This is a genomic window from Thermosynechococcus sp., assembly GCF_025999095.1.
Taxonomy (GTDB): domain Bacteria; phylum Cyanobacteriota; class Cyanobacteriia; order Thermosynechococcales; family Thermosynechococcaceae; genus Thermosynechococcus.
This window is the reverse complement of the sequence record NZ_AP024678.1, coordinates 644,589-660,602: the sequence shown is the minus strand read 5'-3', so window position 1 is coordinate 660,602 and position 16,014 is coordinate 644,589. Positions and strand designations below refer to the sequence as shown.

At 54.2% G+C, this 16,014-nt stretch carries 15 protein-coding genes; 5 read left to right on the top strand and 10 right to left on the bottom strand.

What is annotated here, in order from left to right:
* Window positions 1–179: 179 nt before the first annotated feature.
* Complete coding sequence (locus tag Q0W94_RS03305) at window positions 180–899, top strand: SDR family oxidoreductase (protein WP_297761090.1); 720 nt, start codon at window positions 180–182, stop codon at window positions 897–899.
* Between the two features lie 24 nt (window positions 900–923).
* Here the strand turns inward: Q0W94_RS03305 and clpX are convergent, their stop codons facing one another.
* The 3 genes from clpX to tig all read right to left on the bottom strand — a co-directional run bounded on the left by clpX (window position 924) and on the right by tig (window position 4,532).
* Complete coding sequence (gene clpX, locus Q0W94_RS03300) at window positions 924–2,246, bottom strand: ATP-dependent protease ATP-binding subunit ClpX (protein WP_297761087.1); 1,323 nt, start codon at window positions 2,244–2,246, stop codon at window positions 924–926.
* Window positions 2,247–2,278: 32 nt separating this feature from the next.
* The gene (gene clpP / locus Q0W94_RS03295; protein WP_297761084.1) at window positions 2,279–2,968 is read right to left on the bottom strand and encodes an ATP-dependent Clp endopeptidase proteolytic subunit ClpP; all 690 of its coding nucleotides are present in this window, start codon (window positions 2,966–2,968) and stop codon (window positions 2,279–2,281) included.
* Window positions 2,969–3,068: 100 nt separating this feature from the next.
* Window positions 3,069–4,532 (bottom strand): trigger factor, encoded by a 1,464-nt coding sequence (gene tig / locus Q0W94_RS03290; RefSeq protein ID WP_297761081.1) that lies wholly within the window; start codon window positions 4,530–4,532, stop codon window positions 3,069–3,071.
* A 268-nt stretch (window positions 4,533–4,800) separates the two neighbouring features.
* On the opposite strand from tig, the gene Q0W94_RS03285 reads away from it, so the two are divergent.
* Both Q0W94_RS03285 and gltX read left to right on the top strand, forming a co-directional pair.
* A complete protein-coding gene (locus Q0W94_RS03285; RefSeq protein ID WP_297761078.1) occupies window positions 4,801–6,900 on the top strand; it encodes a TIGR00300 family protein in 2,100 nt (699 codons plus the stop codon).
* Window positions 6,901–6,958: 58 nt separating this feature from the next.
* Window positions 6,959–8,416, top strand: a complete 1,458-nt coding sequence (gene gltX, locus Q0W94_RS03280) for a glutamate--tRNA ligase (protein ID WP_297761075.1) — start codon at window positions 6,959–6,961, stop codon at window positions 8,414–8,416.
* On the opposite strand, the gene Q0W94_RS03275 is transcribed toward gltX, so the two are convergent.
* A complete protein-coding gene (locus tag Q0W94_RS03275; protein WP_297761072.1) occupies window positions 8,413–8,952 on the bottom strand; it encodes a pentapeptide repeat-containing protein in 540 nt (179 codons plus the stop codon). The two genes, gltX and Q0W94_RS03275, sit on opposite strands and share 4 nt — an antisense overlap.
* 689 nt (window positions 8,953–9,641) lie before the next feature.
* Window positions 9,642–10,505 carry a phosphatidate cytidylyltransferase gene (locus tag Q0W94_RS03270; RefSeq protein ID WP_297761069.1) on the bottom strand — a complete coding sequence of 288 codons (864 nt, stop codon included), beginning with the start codon at window positions 10,503–10,505 and terminating at the stop codon, window positions 9,642–9,644.
* Window positions 10,506–10,758: 253 nt separating this feature from the next.
* Between Q0W94_RS03270 and Q0W94_RS03265 the strand changes: the two genes are divergently transcribed.
* Together Q0W94_RS03265 and Q0W94_RS03260 are read left to right on the top strand one after the other, a co-directional pair.
* Complete coding sequence (locus Q0W94_RS03265) at window positions 10,759–11,424, top strand: sigma-70 family RNA polymerase sigma factor (RefSeq protein ID WP_297761065.1); 666 nt, start codon at window positions 10,759–10,761, stop codon at window positions 11,422–11,424.
* A gap of 41 nt (window positions 11,425–11,465) precedes the next feature.
* Window positions 11,466–11,996: an anti-sigma factor gene (locus tag Q0W94_RS03260; RefSeq protein ID WP_297761062.1), complete on the top strand. Its 531-nt coding sequence runs from the start codon at window positions 11,466–11,468 to the stop codon at window positions 11,994–11,996.
* Here Q0W94_RS03260 and Q0W94_RS03255 read toward each other — a convergent pair.
* The 5 genes from Q0W94_RS03255 to Q0W94_RS03235 form a co-directional block, all read right to left on the bottom strand.
* A complete protein-coding gene (locus Q0W94_RS03255) occupies window positions 11,980–12,906 on the bottom strand; it encodes an NAD(P)H-dependent glycerol-3-phosphate dehydrogenase (RefSeq protein WP_297761060.1) in 927 nt (308 codons plus the stop codon). The two genes, Q0W94_RS03260 and Q0W94_RS03255, sit on opposite strands and share 17 nt — an antisense overlap.
* A gap of 12 nt (window positions 12,907–12,918) precedes the next feature.
* Window positions 12,919–13,239 (bottom strand): hypothetical protein, encoded by a 321-nt coding sequence (locus tag Q0W94_RS03250; protein ID WP_297761058.1) that lies wholly within the window; start codon window positions 13,237–13,239, stop codon window positions 12,919–12,921.
* Between the two features lie 105 nt (window positions 13,240–13,344).
* Window positions 13,345–14,199: a DUF6671 family protein gene (locus tag Q0W94_RS03245; protein ID WP_297761055.1), complete on the bottom strand. Its 855-nt coding sequence runs from the start codon at window positions 14,197–14,199 to the stop codon at window positions 13,345–13,347.
* The gene (locus Q0W94_RS03240) at window positions 14,192–14,962 is read right to left on the bottom strand and encodes an ABC transporter ATP-binding protein (protein WP_297761052.1); all 771 of its coding nucleotides are present in this window, start codon (window positions 14,960–14,962) and stop codon (window positions 14,192–14,194) included. Before Q0W94_RS03240 ends, Q0W94_RS03245 begins: the two co-directional genes overlap by 8 nt.
* The gene (locus Q0W94_RS03235) at window positions 14,963–16,009 is read right to left on the bottom strand and encodes a serine hydrolase (protein ID WP_297761049.1); all 1,047 of its coding nucleotides are present in this window, start codon (window positions 16,007–16,009) and stop codon (window positions 14,963–14,965) included. It abuts the gene before it with no gap.
* Window positions 16,010–16,014: the final 5 nt, after the last annotated feature.

The window sequence follows — 16,014 nt, the reverse complement described above, 5'->3', positions numbered from 1 at the left end:
GTGGTTGTTGCGTCATTCATGCCAACTCCGTCACACCTAGGCGACAAGCCTAACGGCTCAATCCTAATACGCAGAACAAAGGCTTGTCTTTCTAAATTTGATCGCCTAAGCCATTGGCAGGTTTTCGGGAATTCAAGAAACGCTAGGATAAAAGGGTAAACATAAAGAAATGTAACAAAATGAGTGTCTTAGCAGATCGTGTGGTGTTGGTGGTGGGTGCCACAGGGGGGATTGGTCAAGCCGTTGTCGAGGAACTCCAAGCAACGGGTGCCACGTTGGTCTTGGCAGCACGCTCGCGCGATCGCCTGCAGGCCTTGGCCGAGCGTCTTCCCTCCTCAGTTACGGTACAAATTCAGCCCTGTGACATCACCCAACCGGCGCAAGTAAGCGCATTGATGCAAGCCATCCGCAGCCAACAGGCAAGACTCGATATATTGATCAACGCGGCGGGAGCTGGCCTCCTCAAGCCCTATCAAAAGATTACTGCGGCTGAACTAGATCAAATGTTAGACCTCAACCTCAAGGGTTGCTTTTACACTAGCCAACAGGCTGCCGAACTCATGAAAGAGCAGCAACAGGGACACATCTGCACCGTTGTCGGCATTCTCGGTAAACATTCAATCGCGATGGGGTCGGCCTACTGTGCTGCAAAATTTGGGGTGGTGGGCTTTAGCAAATGCATGGCCGAAGAACTAAAGCGCTATGGTATTCGCTTTAGTCTTTTTTACTTTGGCGGTGTGGATACCCCCTTTTGGGATGCCCTCAACCTCAAAATCGATCGCCAGAAACTTCTGCGGCCGGCCACCGTTGCCCGTCTGATTCGCGCGACCCTAGAGACAGATCCCCACGCCGTTCCCCTTGAGTTGAGCTTGATGCCCGATAGCCACGTTTTCTTCTAGTCCTTTAAAGCTACCGGCGGCACCCTATGCCGATAGGGTCGGCAGTGAAGAAGGATGCAGGAGCAGCTCAGCCGTGGAGCGCTTTTCCACCATTTCGGGGGTGATGGTACATTCGCGCAGGTCTTTGCGGGAGGGGAGTTCGTACATCACGTCTAACATAATCTCTTCAACAATGGCGCGCAGGGCACGGGCACCGGTTTTACGACGGTAAGCCTCTTGGGCGATCGCCTCCACCGCCGCTGGTTCAAAGCGCAGCTCCACACTATCCATCCGCATCAGTTTTTGGTACTGCTTCAGGAGCGCGTTTTGAGGTTGGGTGAGAATTTCTGCCAAGGCAGCCACATCCAGCGGCTCCAGCACAGCAACCACAGGAATACGGCCAATGAACTCTGGAATCATGCCGTACTTCACCAGATCGTGGGGCTCCAGTTGTTTGAGAATATCGGCAGAGCGTTTTTCCTTGGGCAGAAGCTCACCATCGCGGACAAAGCCCATCGCTTTTTTGCCCACCCGCTGCTCAATGGTCTTTTCTAAACCCACAAAGGCACCGCCGCAGATAAAGAGAATATTCGTCGTGTCAATTTGAATGCAGTCTTGGTAGGGATGCTTGCGCCCCCCCTGAGGCGGCACATTGGCGATCGTCCCCTCCAGCATTTTCAGTAGCGCCTGCTGTACCCCTTCCCCGGAAACATCACGGGTAATTGAGGGATTTTCACTTTTGCGGGCAATCTTATCAATCTCGTCAATGTAGATAATCCCCCGTTGGGCTTCCTCTACATCCATATTGGCGTTTTGCAGCAACCGCAGCAGAATGTTTTCCACATCTTCCCCTACATACCCCGCTTCCGTGAGGGTGGTGGCATCGGCAACCGCAAAGGGAACATCGAGGAGCTTCGCTAGCGTCTGAGCTAAGAGGGTCTTGCCCGAACCCGTCGGGCCAATGAGCAGGATATTGGACTTTTGCAGTTCGACGTTGTCATCCCCCCGCTGATCACTATCTAAAAGACTCAGGCGCTTGTAGTGGTTATAGACTGCAACCGAAAGGATTTTCTTAGCTTCGTGCTGCCCCACCACGTGCTGATCAAGAAATTCTTTGATTTGGCGTGGCTTGGGCACCTGGCTCAGAGGACGACTGCGGGGGGTGCTGCGGGAGGAGCGCGGCGGCGGCGATTCTCGACGGGGAGCGGCGGCATTGGGAACGGTGGCCAATTCCTCATCGAGGATTTCATTACACAGCTCTACGCATTCATCACAGATATAGACCCCAGGGCCGGCGATCAGCTTACGCACCTGTTCCTGTGACTTACCACAAAAGGAGCACTTAAGGTGAGTATCATATTTGGCCATAGGGAACCTCTAGGGGTGCACGTAGGGTGTACTTAGTGGCTCGGGAGGCTTTGCCGCGTCACCACCTGATCAATCAGACCGTAGGCTTTTGCCTCTTCAGCGGACATAAAGAAATCCCGCTCTGTATCGGCTTCAATGCGCTCGATCGGTTGCCCCGTGTGCTGAGCCAAGAGTTCATTGAGCTTGCGCTTGTGGTAGAGAATTTCCCGCGCTTGGATTTCAATGTCCACCGCCTGACCTTGGGCCCCCCCTAAGGGCTGGTGGATCATGATGCGAGCGTGGGGCAGAGCCATCCGTTTACCAGGAGTGCCGCCGGAGAGCAAAAAGGCACCCATACTGGCGGCCAAGCCAAAGCAGAGGGTACACACATCGGGGCGAATGTGTTTCATTGTGTCGTAGATGGCCATGCCGGCGGTGACTGAGCCACCCGGGGAGTTAATGTATAGGTAAATGTCTTTTTCTGGATCCTCGGCATCTAGATAGAGAAGTTGCGCCACAATAGAGTCGGCAACGGCATCATCAATACCGCGGCGATCGCCTGCCCCTCCACCTAAGAAAATGATGCGCTCGCGCAGAAGCCGCGAATAAATGTCAAAGGCTCGTTCACCCCGCCCCGACTGCTCAACCACCATCGGCACAATATTGGCATGGGTAGACGGCAGATTGAGCGCTGGAGAGCGCAGAATGGCACTCAGGGGGTGGTCATAACGGGATTGCAGCATAGTGGCCTAAAATGACGCTTTATTTGTAACTAATTGTAACTGTAATTAATTGTAACCAGCGGTTTGTTCCCGGAGGGATCATTACCTCCATTATGCCGAACTATTCTTGGGATGGGGCAGCACTTGCCTTTTTGCCAGATCGTTTTTGCGGCGTGGATGGGTTTTCAGCAACGGCCTCCATCTGGGTATCCTTTGGCGCTCCAGTAGTCCCCGGGGGCTGCTCAGTGGCTGTGTCGGACTGCACCGGCTGAAATGTATTTTGCTCTAGGAGCCAGTTGAGGACTTGCTCCTGCTGCACTTCATCGTGGGCCAATTCGCGGAGTCGTTCCAGATCCTTTGCCGTTTGGTTCCTCACCACTTCTTTGTAGCGGTTCAGCCGTTCCTCAACTGCTTCTGGACTGGGCTCAATGCCCTCTTGGCGAGCGATCGCCTTCAACAACAAACGGGCGTGCACGTCCTTAGCTGCCGCCGGCTCTGCCTCTTGGCGCATTTTCTCGTAGAGTTCCTCGGTCAGGATCTTGTTGAGATCAACACCTTGGGACTGAATTTGCATCAGAGTTGTCCGCACCTTCACATCCGCTTCTTTGCGGATCAGGGTTTTTGGCAATTCAACGGGATTTTGCGCAATGAGGGCATCAATGAGGGCAGCTTCTTTGGCTTGCTTGTCTTGATTTTTAGCTCGCTCCTGATGATTTTGCTCTAGATAGGCCCGCAATTCTGCCATGGTGCTAAATTCACTGTGCTCAGCGGCAAAGGCATCGTCTAGGGGGGGCAGTTCCGGGGCTTTAATTCCCAAGAGTTCAATCTCAGCGGTCAACGGTTTGGGAGTCTCCGCTTTTCCTTCCGCTGCTTCCTGGGCAACAGACACCGTCACCGTTTTTAGTTCACCAATACTCATGCCGACAACAGCAGCAGGAATTTCTTTGAGCAAAAAGGGTTGCGCTGCATCGAGGGACAGGGGCAATTCATCCGCTGAGAGTTCCTTCACCACTTCCCCGTTTTCATCTTTGGTCACGAGTTTCAGGGTGACATCATCCCCCCACTGAGCCGGTCGGTCTTCCACGGGAATGAGGGTGGCGTGCTCCCGTTGGTGCCGCTGCAAGAGCTGCTCGACAGTTTCGGGATTGTAGGTGACGGGACTGTACTCAATGGTTAGTCCTTGATAGGCTGTGACCGTCACTTCTGGTTCGACGTCAAACGTGACGCTGAAGGAAAAGTTTTCGCCGGGATGAAATTGATCCCGTAGCTCTGCAATGCTCCCTTCGAGTTCGAGATTGCCTAGGTAGGGGATATTGTTCTTTTCAACGGCGGTTTTGACGGCATCCTCAATCAGTTTTTCCATGGCAAGATAGTGCAGCCGCTCTCTGCCAAGCTGCTGCAATACAAGCTGCCGGGGGGCTTTCCCCTTGCGAAATCCGGGCACTTGTGTGTGGCGAAGGAGATCGTTGACCACTTGGTTATATACCTGTTGAGAGTGTGCCCCCGCAACCTCAATTTTGGCGAGGAGCTGGCTATTGGAACGTGGCTCAGTCGTTACGGAAATGAGGTCAATCAGGTCAGTCAAGGTCGTTCCCCTTCGCAGATGGTGTCAGTGTAGTGTCAGTTGGCTGTGCGCGATCGCGCAAATTATAATCTTAGCGCAGATTTCCCCTGCTCTTTGCAAATAGAATTGCCCCTACCCCAAAGGACAAGGGGGATAATGTCAGGACTTGATGACAAAAGTAACCGTCAGAATCCCCCCTGCCTATAGAATTATTTAAAGTTTGCGATGGGTGCCGTGGAGCCCATCCCATACTGTTTTCACACATTTCAACGATTTCTAAACAATCCCTATGAGTTCAACCCTGCGATTCCTCATGTGCCCGCCCACCTATTATCAGGTGGACTATGTGATCAATCCTTGGATGGAGGGAAATATCCACAAATCCTCCCGCGATCGGGCACAGGAGCAGTGGCAAAGACTCTACGAAATTATCCAGGCTCGGGCGACGGTTGACTTGATTGAGCCGCAGCCGGGCTGGCCTGATATGGTGTTTACGGCGAATGCGGGGTTGGTGCTGGGCGATCGTGTGGTGCTCAGTCGCTTTTATCACCCAGAACGTCAGGGCGAAGAACCCTACTTTAAGGCGTGGTTTGAATCCCAGGGGTACCAGGTCTTTGAGCTACCCAAAGAACTGCCTTTTGAGGGGGCAGGGGATGCCCTCTTGGATCGCGAGGGCCGCTGGCTGTGGGCGGGGTATGGCTTCCGTTCAGAATTGGATTCCCATGCCTATTTGGCAAAGTGGCTAGATGTTGAAGTCCTCTCGCTGCGGCTGATGGATGAGCGCTTCTATCACCTTGACACGTGTTTTTGCCCGCTGACCAATGGCTACTTACTTTACTATCCTCCCGCGTTTGATGCCTATTCCAACCGTCTTATTGAACTGCGGGTACCGGCGGATAAACGAATTGCCCTTAAAGAGCCTGATGCGGTTAATTTTGCCTGCAATGCCGTCAATATCGATCGCACGGTGATTCTCAACCGTGCCAGCCAAGAGTTGAAGTCCGCCCTTGCCCAAGTGGGCTTTGAGGTGGTGGAGACGCCCCTCACAGAATTTCTGAAGGCGGGAGGTGCGGCTAAGTGTTTGACGTTGCGGGTGACTGAACCGGTGCGTGAAGAACTCCATGCACCCGCCACCATTCCCAATCGGGTCGTTCATCTGGAGGGACACCTCCTCGACTCTGGTCTGATGAACCGTGTCCTCGACACAATTGTCGAAAATGGTGGTAGTTTCCAAGTCCTACAATTTAACCTTGGCGAACAGCGGCAAAGTCCTTCCCAAGCGGATATTCGAGTCATGGCCCCCGATGCCGAGGTCATGGATGGCATCATGGCGCAGTTGATCACCCTCGGGGCGATTTTGCCGCCCTCGGAGGTCTGCGATGCTACCCTCGAAACCGTTACCCAAGCAGGGGTTGCCCCGGATGACTTCTATGTGACAACGATTTACCCCACAGAGGTGCGGGTTGCGGGCGAGTGGGTTCGGGTTCAAAACCAACGCATGGATGGGGCGATTGTGGTGCGCTCAACCCCAGAAGGCACGGTGGCGGAGTGTCGGATTCTGCGGGATTTGCAGGTGGGCGATCGCGTCGTCGTGGGCGTCGAAGGCATCCGCACGATTCGGAAAACGGAAAGCCAGCGCAACAACCAAGAGTTCACATTCATGGGATCAGGGGTCTCCAGTGAACGCCGCGTCGAACTGGTGGTGGAACAGATTGCTTGGGAGCTGCGGCGCATCCGCGATCAGGGAGGCAAAGCGATTGTGGTGGCTGGGCCAGTGGTTATCCACACGGGTGGGGGTGAGCATTTAGCCAAGCTAATCCGTGAAGGCTATGTCCAAGGACTCCTCGGCGGCAACGCGATCGCTGTGCACGATATGGAGCAGGCCATCATGGGCACCTCCTTGGGGGTGGATATGCAGCGGGGCGTCCCGGTGCGGGGTGGTCACCGTCATCACCTGAAAGTGATCAATACCATTCGTCGCTGTGGCAGTATTGCCAACGCTGTGGCTCAGGGCATTCTCACCAGTGGCGTGATGTATGAGTGTGTCAAAAATAATGTGCCCTTTGTCCTGGCGGGCTCAATCCGCGATGATGGCCCACTGCCCGATACCCTGATGGATTTAATTGTGGCGCAGCGGGAGTATGCTCACCTGATTCGGGGTGCAAACATGATTTTGATGCTCGCGTCGATGCTGCACTCCATTGGGGTTGGCAATATGACCCCTGCTGGGGTGAAGTTAGTCTGTGTGGATATTAACCCAGCGGTCGTAACCAAACTAGCGGATCGGGGTTCTGTGGAATCCGTGGGCGTAGTCACGGATGTAGGACTGTTTCTGAGTCTGCTGGTACAGCAACTGGAGCGGCTGAATCGTCCCTATACCCTAGCCTAGAAGGCCTGTAACCAATGCGGTAGGATCGGAAGGGCGATTTTTGTATTCGAGGTCAGTAGTGACAGTTCGTGTTCGTTTAGCGCCGAGTCCGACAGGACAGCTGCACATTGGGACTGCCCGTACCGCTGTATTCAACTGGCTCTATGCCCGCCATCGGGGAGGAAAATTTATCCTGCGCATTGAGGATACGGATCGCGAGCGATCGCGGCCTGAATACACCGAGAATATCCTGGAGGGCTTGCAATGGCTGGGGCTGACGTGGGATGAAGGCCCCTATTTCCAGAGCGATCGCCTGGATCTGTACCGCCAAGCGATTCAAACCCTCTTGGACAAGGGACTAGCCTACTACTGCTACTGCACCCCCGCAGAACTGGACGCCCTGCGAGCCGAACAAAAAGCCAAGGGACAAGCCCCCCGCTACGACAACCGTCACCGCCATTTGACCCCAGAGGAGCAAGCCGCCTTTGATGCAGCGGGACGAACCCCCGTGATTCGCTTCAAAATTGAGGACGATCGCCAGATTGAGTGGCAGGACTTGGTGCGCGGTCGAGTCAGTTGGCAGGGGGCCGATCTAGGCGGCGATATGGTCATTGCACGGGCAGCCCCCCGCGGTGAAATTGGCTATCCCCTCTATAACTTGGTGGTTGTGGTGGATGACATTGCCATGGGCATTACCGATGTCATTCGCGGTGAAGACCACATTGGCAACACCCCCAAGCAAATTTTGCTCTACGAAGCCCTTGGCGCCACCCCCCCCAACTTTGCCCATACCCCTTTGATTCTCAATTCGGCAGGGCAAAAACTCTCGAAGCGGGATGGGGTTACCTCTATTTCCGACTTTCGGGCGATGGGGTATCTAGCCCCCGCTTTGGCGAACTACATGACACTTTTGGGCTGGTCTCCACCAGAGGGGATGGGGGAACTCTTTACCCTTGATCTGGCAGCGAAGCACTTTAGTTTTGAACGGATTAACAAGGCAGGCGCCCGCTTTGACTGGGATAAGCTCAATTGGCTGAATCGTCAATATATTCAACAATTGGAGCCAGAAGAATTTTTGGCGGCACTCATCCCTTTGTGGCAGGAGGCAGGCTATGCCTTTGATCAGGAGCGCGATCGCCCTTGGTTGTTTGACCTTGCCCAACTCCTGCAACCCGGGCTCAACACCCTTAGGGAGGCCATTGATCAAGGGGCTATTTTCTTTATACCCAGCGTCACCTTTGATTCTGAAGCCATGGCTCAACTGGGCCAGCCCCAAAGTGCGAGCATTTTGGCCTACCTACTAGAGCATTTACCCTCAGAGCCAACCCTCACTGTGGAGATGGGGCAACAATTGATTCAACAGACCACCAAAGCCGCAGGGGTGAAAAAAGGAGCAACAATGCGAACCCTACGGGCGGCCCTCACCGGTGCTGTCCATGGTCCTGATCTAATGGCCACATGGCAAATTCTCCACCAGCGAAGCTGGGATCAACCGCGACTTGCGGCTGCCCTAAAGCAGGCGCAAGCGACTTCTTAGGGGTTGGGGGGGCGATCAAAGATTGTTTGGCTTAAATTGGCCCCACTCAAGTTGGCGCGATCGAGATCGGCCCCCTTCAGGTTGGCAGCCGTCAAATTCGCATCAATCATATTTGCCCCTTTCATGACCGCATTCTCCAGATTGGCACCGCTGAGGTTGGCATTGACAAGGTTGCTGAGGGTGAGGCGTGTTCCCACCAGTTGTGCTCCTGCCAAATTGGCATTGACCAAAATCGCTAGGTATAGACTGGCACGGTTCAAGTTTGCTCTTGCCAAATTGGCACCAAAGAGATTCGCACCCGCCAGATAGGCCCCCTCCAAATTGGCACCTGCTAAGTTCGCCTTAAACAAATTGGCATCCATCAGGTTTGCGCCCCGCAGATCACAGTTGGGACATTGGCGCGTTTCCAAGAGTTGTCGCACATGGGCAGGATTTTCAGCGTTGGCAACCGCCGGTACAACTAACGAAAAAAGGGCTAGGGAGAATACCCCTGCTCGCAGTTTCACTAAAAAATTGGGTTTTGCTAAGCGTTGCATTACTGTTAGTGACTGTTCTGATGACACTTTTGCAATCCCATGTTCTAGATAAGGGGCTGTACAGGCCGTTAAAACGCGGGCAAATCAAAGAGTAGTCATAAATTAGGAAATCATTAAGAGTATACTGCTCAGGCTAATGACGGTTGAATCGATAGAAAACCCCCTCAGACTGGAAGAACGATGTCTCTTTAACAATCCACAGACGAGGCGCGTACATGGCGTAGACTTGCCTGAATATTACACGGCTGCCATTGCCACGATGATTAATAAAAACGAATGCTGAGCGGTTTTAGGTGTTTTCCGATGATCTCCAATGGGTTCTGGAGCCTCTTAAGTTGCCCATTCCTTAACAGGGGTTGACCACAATCCTGGTGCGGTAAGTTATCGGGACATGCAGCTAATGAGCGCCTAGCACCATCACATCATCGCCAACAGCCCCTTTAGCTGGTGGGGAGGGTGGCTGAAGCGGCGACTTGATAAGGTCGTCGTACCCCCTAGGCGCTGGTTCAAGGTTGACGTCTTCGAGACACGAGACCTGTATTGCCCTGGATGGATTGTGTGATGACGTCCAATAATCAAAGCCACAGGCCGCTGCTATCGGTGCTGATGCCAATATTCAATGCCGAAGCCTATGTGGGGGTAGCGATCGCGGGTGCTGGCAGCCTTTCCCAACCGAATCAATGGAAAAATCAATGGAAAGCCAAAATTGGCAAGAGGAGCGTTACAAAATAAAAGACCAAGGGTGCTGTGAATACGTAGCTATCAGCGCGGTCCAAAATGCCGCCATGCCCCGGGATCAACTGCCCAGAATCTTTGACGCCGGCATCCCGTTTCATCATTGACTCGGTTAAATCGCCCAATAGGCTGGCAATCCCAATCATCAGACCAAACAGAGCTCCCGCCAGCCAAGGCAGGGGCCAGGCGAGGGAGTACGCTCCCCAAAGGGCGATGCCTAAGCTCCCCAAGACACCAAACATAGCTCCTTCCACGGTTTTCTTGGGACTGATGTGAGAGAGACGGGTGCGGCCAAAGAGCTTACCAACCGCATAGGCACCAATATCTGCCGCCCAAATACAGGCAAAGGCCAACAGCGTCACTTGTAATCCCAAGGGAAAGGCCGTCAGTTGCAGCCGTTCTGGCCAGAAGCCCCCTAAGGGCAGGGTTGACTGCTGTTCTAGCCCCCGCAGGCGCACCCAATAGCTGGGCAAATAGCCGCCATAAAACAACCCCATGATTGAGGTGGAAATATCGGCGATCGAGGCCAGCTTGGGCTGAAACAATAGGTAAAAACAAATAAAGGTGCCCGCCACTGGAAAGACGGCATCCGCAAGGTCAGGCCGCAGCAGGGAAGTCATCAGGAGCACCTGACTGACGACTAGCGTCGTTTTAGCGGCCGGTGCACTCCCTTTCGCACGGGCGAGTTCAAAATATTCCAGTTGCCCCAGATAAATGAGCGCCCCAATCCCCAGACAAAAATACCAACCGCCTAGGAAGGTCATCAGCAGCGCAAGTGCGATCGCGACAAGTCCACTGGCAATGCGGATCCAGAGCATAGTGGTGAGGGGCGGTAATTAGGAAAAGGGGTTACGTTGAGCCGCGCGTTGAGTGTTTGTGTAGCGCGTCCAAAGAGCGATCGCCGCTACAATAAGCATTTTAATCTAAATTCACCAACGTTAAGGAAACATTAACAGACACGCAGCCAAAACCGAACCCATGAAAATGTCCCTGGCAAGCTATAACGGATCAAGGAACATCCTAGGGGCAAGGGCGTCATGAAAAGCGATAGGTCTGAGGTCGATTGTATCCATGACATCCAGTCTTCCCCTTGCTTGGCCACGTGGTGAGGAGACCAGTGCTCGGGTGACGGTGCCACTGACAAAACTGACAGCCCAAGAGTTGGTTGTGCGCTGTCAAGCCGGCAGAACCCCAGATCGCGCTGCCTTTACTGAATTGTTGCGGCGATATCAATCCCATGTGGAGCGAGTTATCTATCACCTTGCACCCGACTGGGACGATCGCGCCGACCTGGTGCAAGAGGTCTGGATTCGGGTCTATCGCAACATTCACAAATTGCAAGACGCCAGCAAATTTCGGGGTTGGCTCAGCCGCATTGCCACCAACTTGTTTTACGATGAGTTGCGTAAACGCAAACGCCATCAACCGCCCCTTTCCCTGGATGCGCCCCTGAAAACCCAAGAGGGTGAAATGAACTGGGAACTTGCCGCCAGTGATGCCAGTCCCGATGACCGGTTGCGCACGGATGAATTCTACGATCAACTACGGCGAGCGATCGCCAACCTACCGGAAACCTTTCGGACAACGATTGTCCTCCGGGAAATTGAAGGCCTCTCCTACGAAGAAATTGCCCAAATCACCGGGGTTTCCCTCGGAACCGTGAAATCGCGAATTGCCCGGGCCCGACAGCGACTCCAACTCGAACTCCAACCTCACCTGGATCTCCCTTCCACCTAAGGCGAATCACCCCTACCCTTTTCCTGCAAGGACAGACCTCTATGATGGACGAACTTGATCACTGCAAACGCGATACCTTTGAACTCCTAAGCGCCTACCTGGATGGTGAAGTAACCGCTGCCGAACGGCAACAGGTGGAAGCATGGCTGGCTACCGATTCTGAAGCACAACGCCTCTATCAGCGACTCCTGAACCTCAAGCAGCAGCTGCAGGAATTGCCAGTGCCCTTGACCCCCTGCCCGGCGGATCATTTAGCAGCCCAAGTCATTGCTAAGGCCAATCGCCGCCGTCACATTTGGGTCCTGGGGAGTGCCGGGGCAACACTAGCGGCATCCCTCGTGGCAATGCTGAGCGGCCTAATTCCCAATCCCTTTTCCAGTCTGCCTGTGGCTATCACAAGTCCTGCCCGCATTGAGCCAGAGGTATCTCCTCTACCTGTTGAGCCAACGGCAGTCGGCTTGATGCTTAGTCTTGACCGTCCCCCCGTGGCCATCCCCGTGAGTGAAACCGCGCCTGCTGCCTTAGGGGAACCCAGCTCAAAACCAACGCCGAAAACTACTGTCCAGGAATAACCTCAGGCTTGAAGGGACGCTCCAAAAGACAATTGAGGGCAGCCTGAGGCGTCAGAGAGCCCCCCAGAACAGCATTCACCATTGCAGTGATCGGAATATCTAACTGATGCTGCTGAGCATAGGTGCAGAGCACCCGAGCAGTGTTCACCCCTTCAGCGGTGCCCTGGGTCAAGGCTAGGGCTTGGCAGAGGGACTTACCCTGGGCAAGATGCCACCCCACTTGATAATTGCGACTGAGGGCGCTCGTACAGGTGGCAAGCAGATCCCCTAATCCTGAAAGGCCATAGAAGGTTTCCACTTGTCCACCCCAGTGGGTACCCACCCGCACCATTTCCACCAGTCCTCGGGTAATTAGGGCAGAGCGGGCATTGACGCCAAGACCAAGGCCATCATTGACGCCACAGGCGATCGCAATCACATTTTTGAAGATGCCCCCCATTTCAACGCCCCGCCGGTCCTCATTGCTGTAGAGGCGAAACGTGGGACTGCCCAAGCAATCCTGAACCTGCTTGGTCACTGCTAGATTGCCCCCCACCACGGCTGCTGCTGGCAATCCCTGCTGGATTTCCTTGGCCAGATTGGGACCCGAAAGCACCACAAGATTGTGATGCGGGCAGTACGTTTGCCAAATATCCGCCGCTGTGGCAAAGGTTTGCGATTCTAGGCCCTTTGTGGCACTCACAAGAATGATTCCTAAGGGGGGGTGAAGGCGGCCAACTTGGGCCGCCACTTCCCGTACCGCTTTGATAGGGAGAGCCGAAACCAGCAAATGAATGTCCTGGAAAAGGGCAGCCGAGAGTGCCCCCTGCGATCGCCCCCAGCAGGAAACGGTGCAGCCCTTTTGCTCAAATAGGTATGCCAGTGTCTGTCCCCAATGACCTAAGCCCAAAATCAATACCCTTGGGGACATAGCATCCCTATCCTAGGGCGTCAGCGTTAGATTTTGGAATTGTTGCTGCTGCCGTTTGCGAAAGGCCTCCGCTTGAGCATTGAGATTTTCCATTTGATCTGCCACCACTTCGTTGGGGTCACGACCATCCATCAAACGCAGCCGATTCATCAGTCCGGGTACGGAAAAGTTGCCATTTTGGGGACTGAGAAGGGTGCCTAGGTCGTTAGCATTGCCGTTTTGGGGCCAGCCCTCCATGGGATTATTCGGGTTTGCAGTCTGGGCAAAGGCCATACTCCCAAGATTGAGAATGACTGCCGCAAGGGCAAGACTGGGCAGATAGCGAGGTGTCATGGATTACTCCTCAAAAATGCGCTAGGAATGCAGACGCCAGGATGACTCAATCGGTGCCGAAGTAGAAGGGACTGTACAGGGATTATACCAAGTCTTTGTCTTTGCCTAGGGGTTGCAGAAATAGCACTGACTGGCACTGGCAGTGGTTTCAGGGACCGGCAGCGTCAGTTCGTACAAGCAGCGTTGACAGCGGTAACGGCTAGCTTTGATGGCACTTGTGGGTGCCCCACACAGTTCACAGGGTAGCCCCGGCAGGTGCTCACGAGCCACAAACCCCGGCCAACCACACTGGGGACAGCCCTGAGCCATCCCTTGAACAAGGTCAGCAGCAGCTTGAGCAATCACCTGCATGCGCGTGGGATTCATGTGGGCACGCATATCGGTTTCAAGGTGAAAGGTGGCGCTATTGGTTTGCAGGGTGGCGATCGCCCTTTGCAACTGTTCCTCGCTTTGAATCCCTTTGAAAATTGGCGTATTGGGTAGCGGATCAGCCTGTGCCATTGCAATTAAGCCATGGGATGGAAAGCCCACCCGGGCTCCAAAGGCCAAAGCCTCTTCAAGATTACTGACGGTGGCATGGCTAAAGTTCGTGTCTAGGGAGAGCACCTCCCCCCGCAATACAAGATCATGGCGGCGATCTACAAGGAGAATGAGTTCGCGATCGCTCGGGAGCATCGGAAAGTGAGGATGGGGACCAAAGCTCCCCTCACTGGCAATGACTAAGTCGGCATCCGTTTGCGCTAGCACCGCTTCTGCCTTGGCAAGGGCTGCCTCCTCTTGGGTGCCACAGCGGGGAATTTCACGGCTAAAGGTACCAAAGCGATCGCTATCAAAGTCACTGGCAACCACAACCGTCACCCCTAGGCGGGCAAGGGCAGGAGCAATCACCTGTTCTTTGCCGTGCTTCGTAGCCAGAAGGGCCGTTCGGCCTTGGAAATAGGACTCTGTTGACTTAAACATCACCGCCAAGATAGGCCTCAATCACCTTGGGATCATTTTTCACCGTCAGGGGATCTCCTAGGGCAATGAGTTGACCAAAGTCTAATACGGCCAAGCGATCGCACAAACTCATCACCAAGGGCACATGGTGCTCAATGAGAATTACCGTCAGTTCAAAGGTCTCCTTGAGGCGGCGAATCAACTCACAGAGCTCTTGCTTTTCCTTGGGATTCATGCCCGCCGCCGGTTCATCCAACAAGAGCAGGCGTGGTTGCAGTGCCAAGGCACGCGCCAGTTCAAGGCGGCGTTGTTCACCATAGGGTAAGTTGCCTGCTCGCTCGTGGCGCCGCTCGTAGAGGCCCACCCAGTAGAGGAGTTCCTTGGCGCGATTCTCCAAGCGCTCCTGAGCATAACGTACAGAGGGTGCCCCCCAAAGGTTGGCCCAAAAACTGGCAGGGGCATGGAGATGCTGTCCTAGGCGAACATTCTCCCAAACACTCATCTCGGGAAAGAGGCGAATATTTTGAAACGTGCGGGCAATCCCCAAAGCAGCAATCTGGTGAGGCTTAAGCCGCTGCAAAGGCTGCTGCTGAAACAGAATTTGCCCTGAAGTCAGAGGAATTAACCCCGTCAGTAGGTTAAAAAGGGTGGTTTTACCGGCACCATTGGGGCCAATAATACCAAAGATCTCCCCCGTTTCAACGCTCAAGGACACCTGCTCAACGGCCTTAAGACCGCCAAAGTAGCGGCACACATTCTCTAGGGTCAGGAGTGGCTGCACCATCTAAGGCCGAGGCGGAGAAAGTTTCTCAAAGGCTTGGTAAACCATCCGCGAGACTTGGCGAATGAGTTCACTCCCTCGGGGATCATTGTAGGGTCGTTTCACCATCATTGCCGCTACATAGCGTTGGCCATTGGGCATATCTACCATGCCCGCATCCCCGACCACAATACCAATATCTCCCGTTTTGTGGGCAATGGTGGCCCCTTTGCCAAGACCAGCGGGCAAGAGCGTATTAGTGACCGTGCGCCGCATAATGTCCAGCAGGCGATCACGACTACGGGGCGAGAGAATTTCCCCCTGACCAATTTTGAGCATCAGCGTTGCCAAATCCCGAGGACTAGTGGTGTTGGTGCCCTTCATATCCGGCAGCAGATTGTTGATCACCGTATTTTCTAAGCCCCATTCCTGAAACTGTTGGTTCAGCTCGGCGGCGCCCCCAAGGCGATCAATGATCATATTCGTTGCCGTGTTGTCGCTAATTGTGATCATTAATTCTGCCACCTCAAGGGCGGAGTACTGGGAGTTGGGCTTTTGGTATTGCAATGTGCCGGCCTCAGGGGCTATGAGATCGGGGCGCATTGTGAGGCGTTCGTGGAGCGTGACTCGCCCCTCATCCACTGCCTTGAAAAAGGCAACAAGAATGGGAAACTTAATCGTAGAGGCGGCAGGAAAGATCTCATCGCCGCCGAGATTTAGGGAAGCGCCGGAATCGAGATTAAAAAAGTACAGCCCCGCCGTCAGATTGGGTTGACGGCTAAGCAGTTGTTGAATTTGCTGTTGCAGGCGGGTCAGTGGACGTTCGGGGGGCAAGGTTGGAGTGGGTGCCTCAGGAGCGATCGCCGGCACCGCTGTGGTCTTTAGGGACAAATCCTGAGGGTGCACTACAGAGAGGAGTGTGCCCACCATCGTCGCAAGGGCCACCCCACTCACGCCACAGCGAAAAGTAATTAAGAACAAATTGGGACGGGGCAGCGGCGGAGGTGTGACTGGCCGAGGGAGTGAGGAAAAACGGGAGGACTGAACCATTGAACGAGACTGAGCAACCATGCCAT

Excerpts from the sequence above, each read along its gene's own strand:
- Q0W94_RS03305 (WP_297761090.1), top strand. The coding sequence starts at position 180 with ATGAGTGTCTTAGCAGATCGTGTGGTGTTGGTGGTGGGTGCCACAGGG.
- clpX (WP_297761087.1), bottom strand. The coding sequence starts at position 2,246 with ATGGCCAAATATGATACTCACCTTAAGTGCTCCTTTTGTGGTAAGTCA.
- clpP (WP_297761084.1), bottom strand. The coding sequence starts at position 2,968 with ATGCTGCAATCCCGTTATGACCACCCCCTGAGTGCCATTCTGCGCTCT.
- Q0W94_RS03285 (WP_297761078.1), top strand. The coding sequence starts at position 4,801 with ATGAGTTCAACCCTGCGATTCCTCATGTGCCCGCCCACCTATTATCAG.
- Q0W94_RS03275 (WP_297761072.1), bottom strand. The coding sequence starts at position 8,952 with ATGCAACGCTTAGCAAAACCCAATTTTTTAGTGAAACTGCGAGCAGGG.
- Q0W94_RS03270 (WP_297761069.1), bottom strand. The coding sequence starts at position 10,505 with ATGCTCTGGATCCGCATTGCCAGTGGACTTGTCGCGATCGCACTTGCG.
- Q0W94_RS03265 (WP_297761065.1), top strand. The coding sequence starts at position 10,759 with ATGACATCCAGTCTTCCCCTTGCTTGGCCACGTGGTGAGGAGACCAGT.
- Q0W94_RS03260 (WP_297761062.1), top strand. The coding sequence starts at position 11,466 with ATGATGGACGAACTTGATCACTGCAAACGCGATACCTTTGAACTCCTA.
- Q0W94_RS03255 (WP_297761060.1), bottom strand. The coding sequence starts at position 12,906 with ATGTCCCCAAGGGTATTGATTTTGGGCTTAGGTCATTGGGGACAGACA.
- Q0W94_RS03250 (WP_297761058.1), bottom strand. The coding sequence starts at position 13,239 with ATGACACCTCGCTATCTGCCCAGTCTTGCCCTTGCGGCAGTCATTCTC.
- Q0W94_RS03245 (WP_297761055.1), bottom strand. The coding sequence starts at position 14,199 with ATGTTTAAGTCAACAGAGTCCTATTTCCAAGGCCGAACGGCCCTTCTG.
- Q0W94_RS03240 (WP_297761052.1), bottom strand. The coding sequence starts at position 14,962 with ATGGTGCAGCCACTCCTGACCCTAGAGAATGTGTGCCGCTACTTTGGC.
- Q0W94_RS03235 (WP_297761049.1), bottom strand. The coding sequence starts at position 16,009 with ATGGTTGCTCAGTCTCGTTCAATGGTTCAGTCCTCCCGTTTTTCCTCA.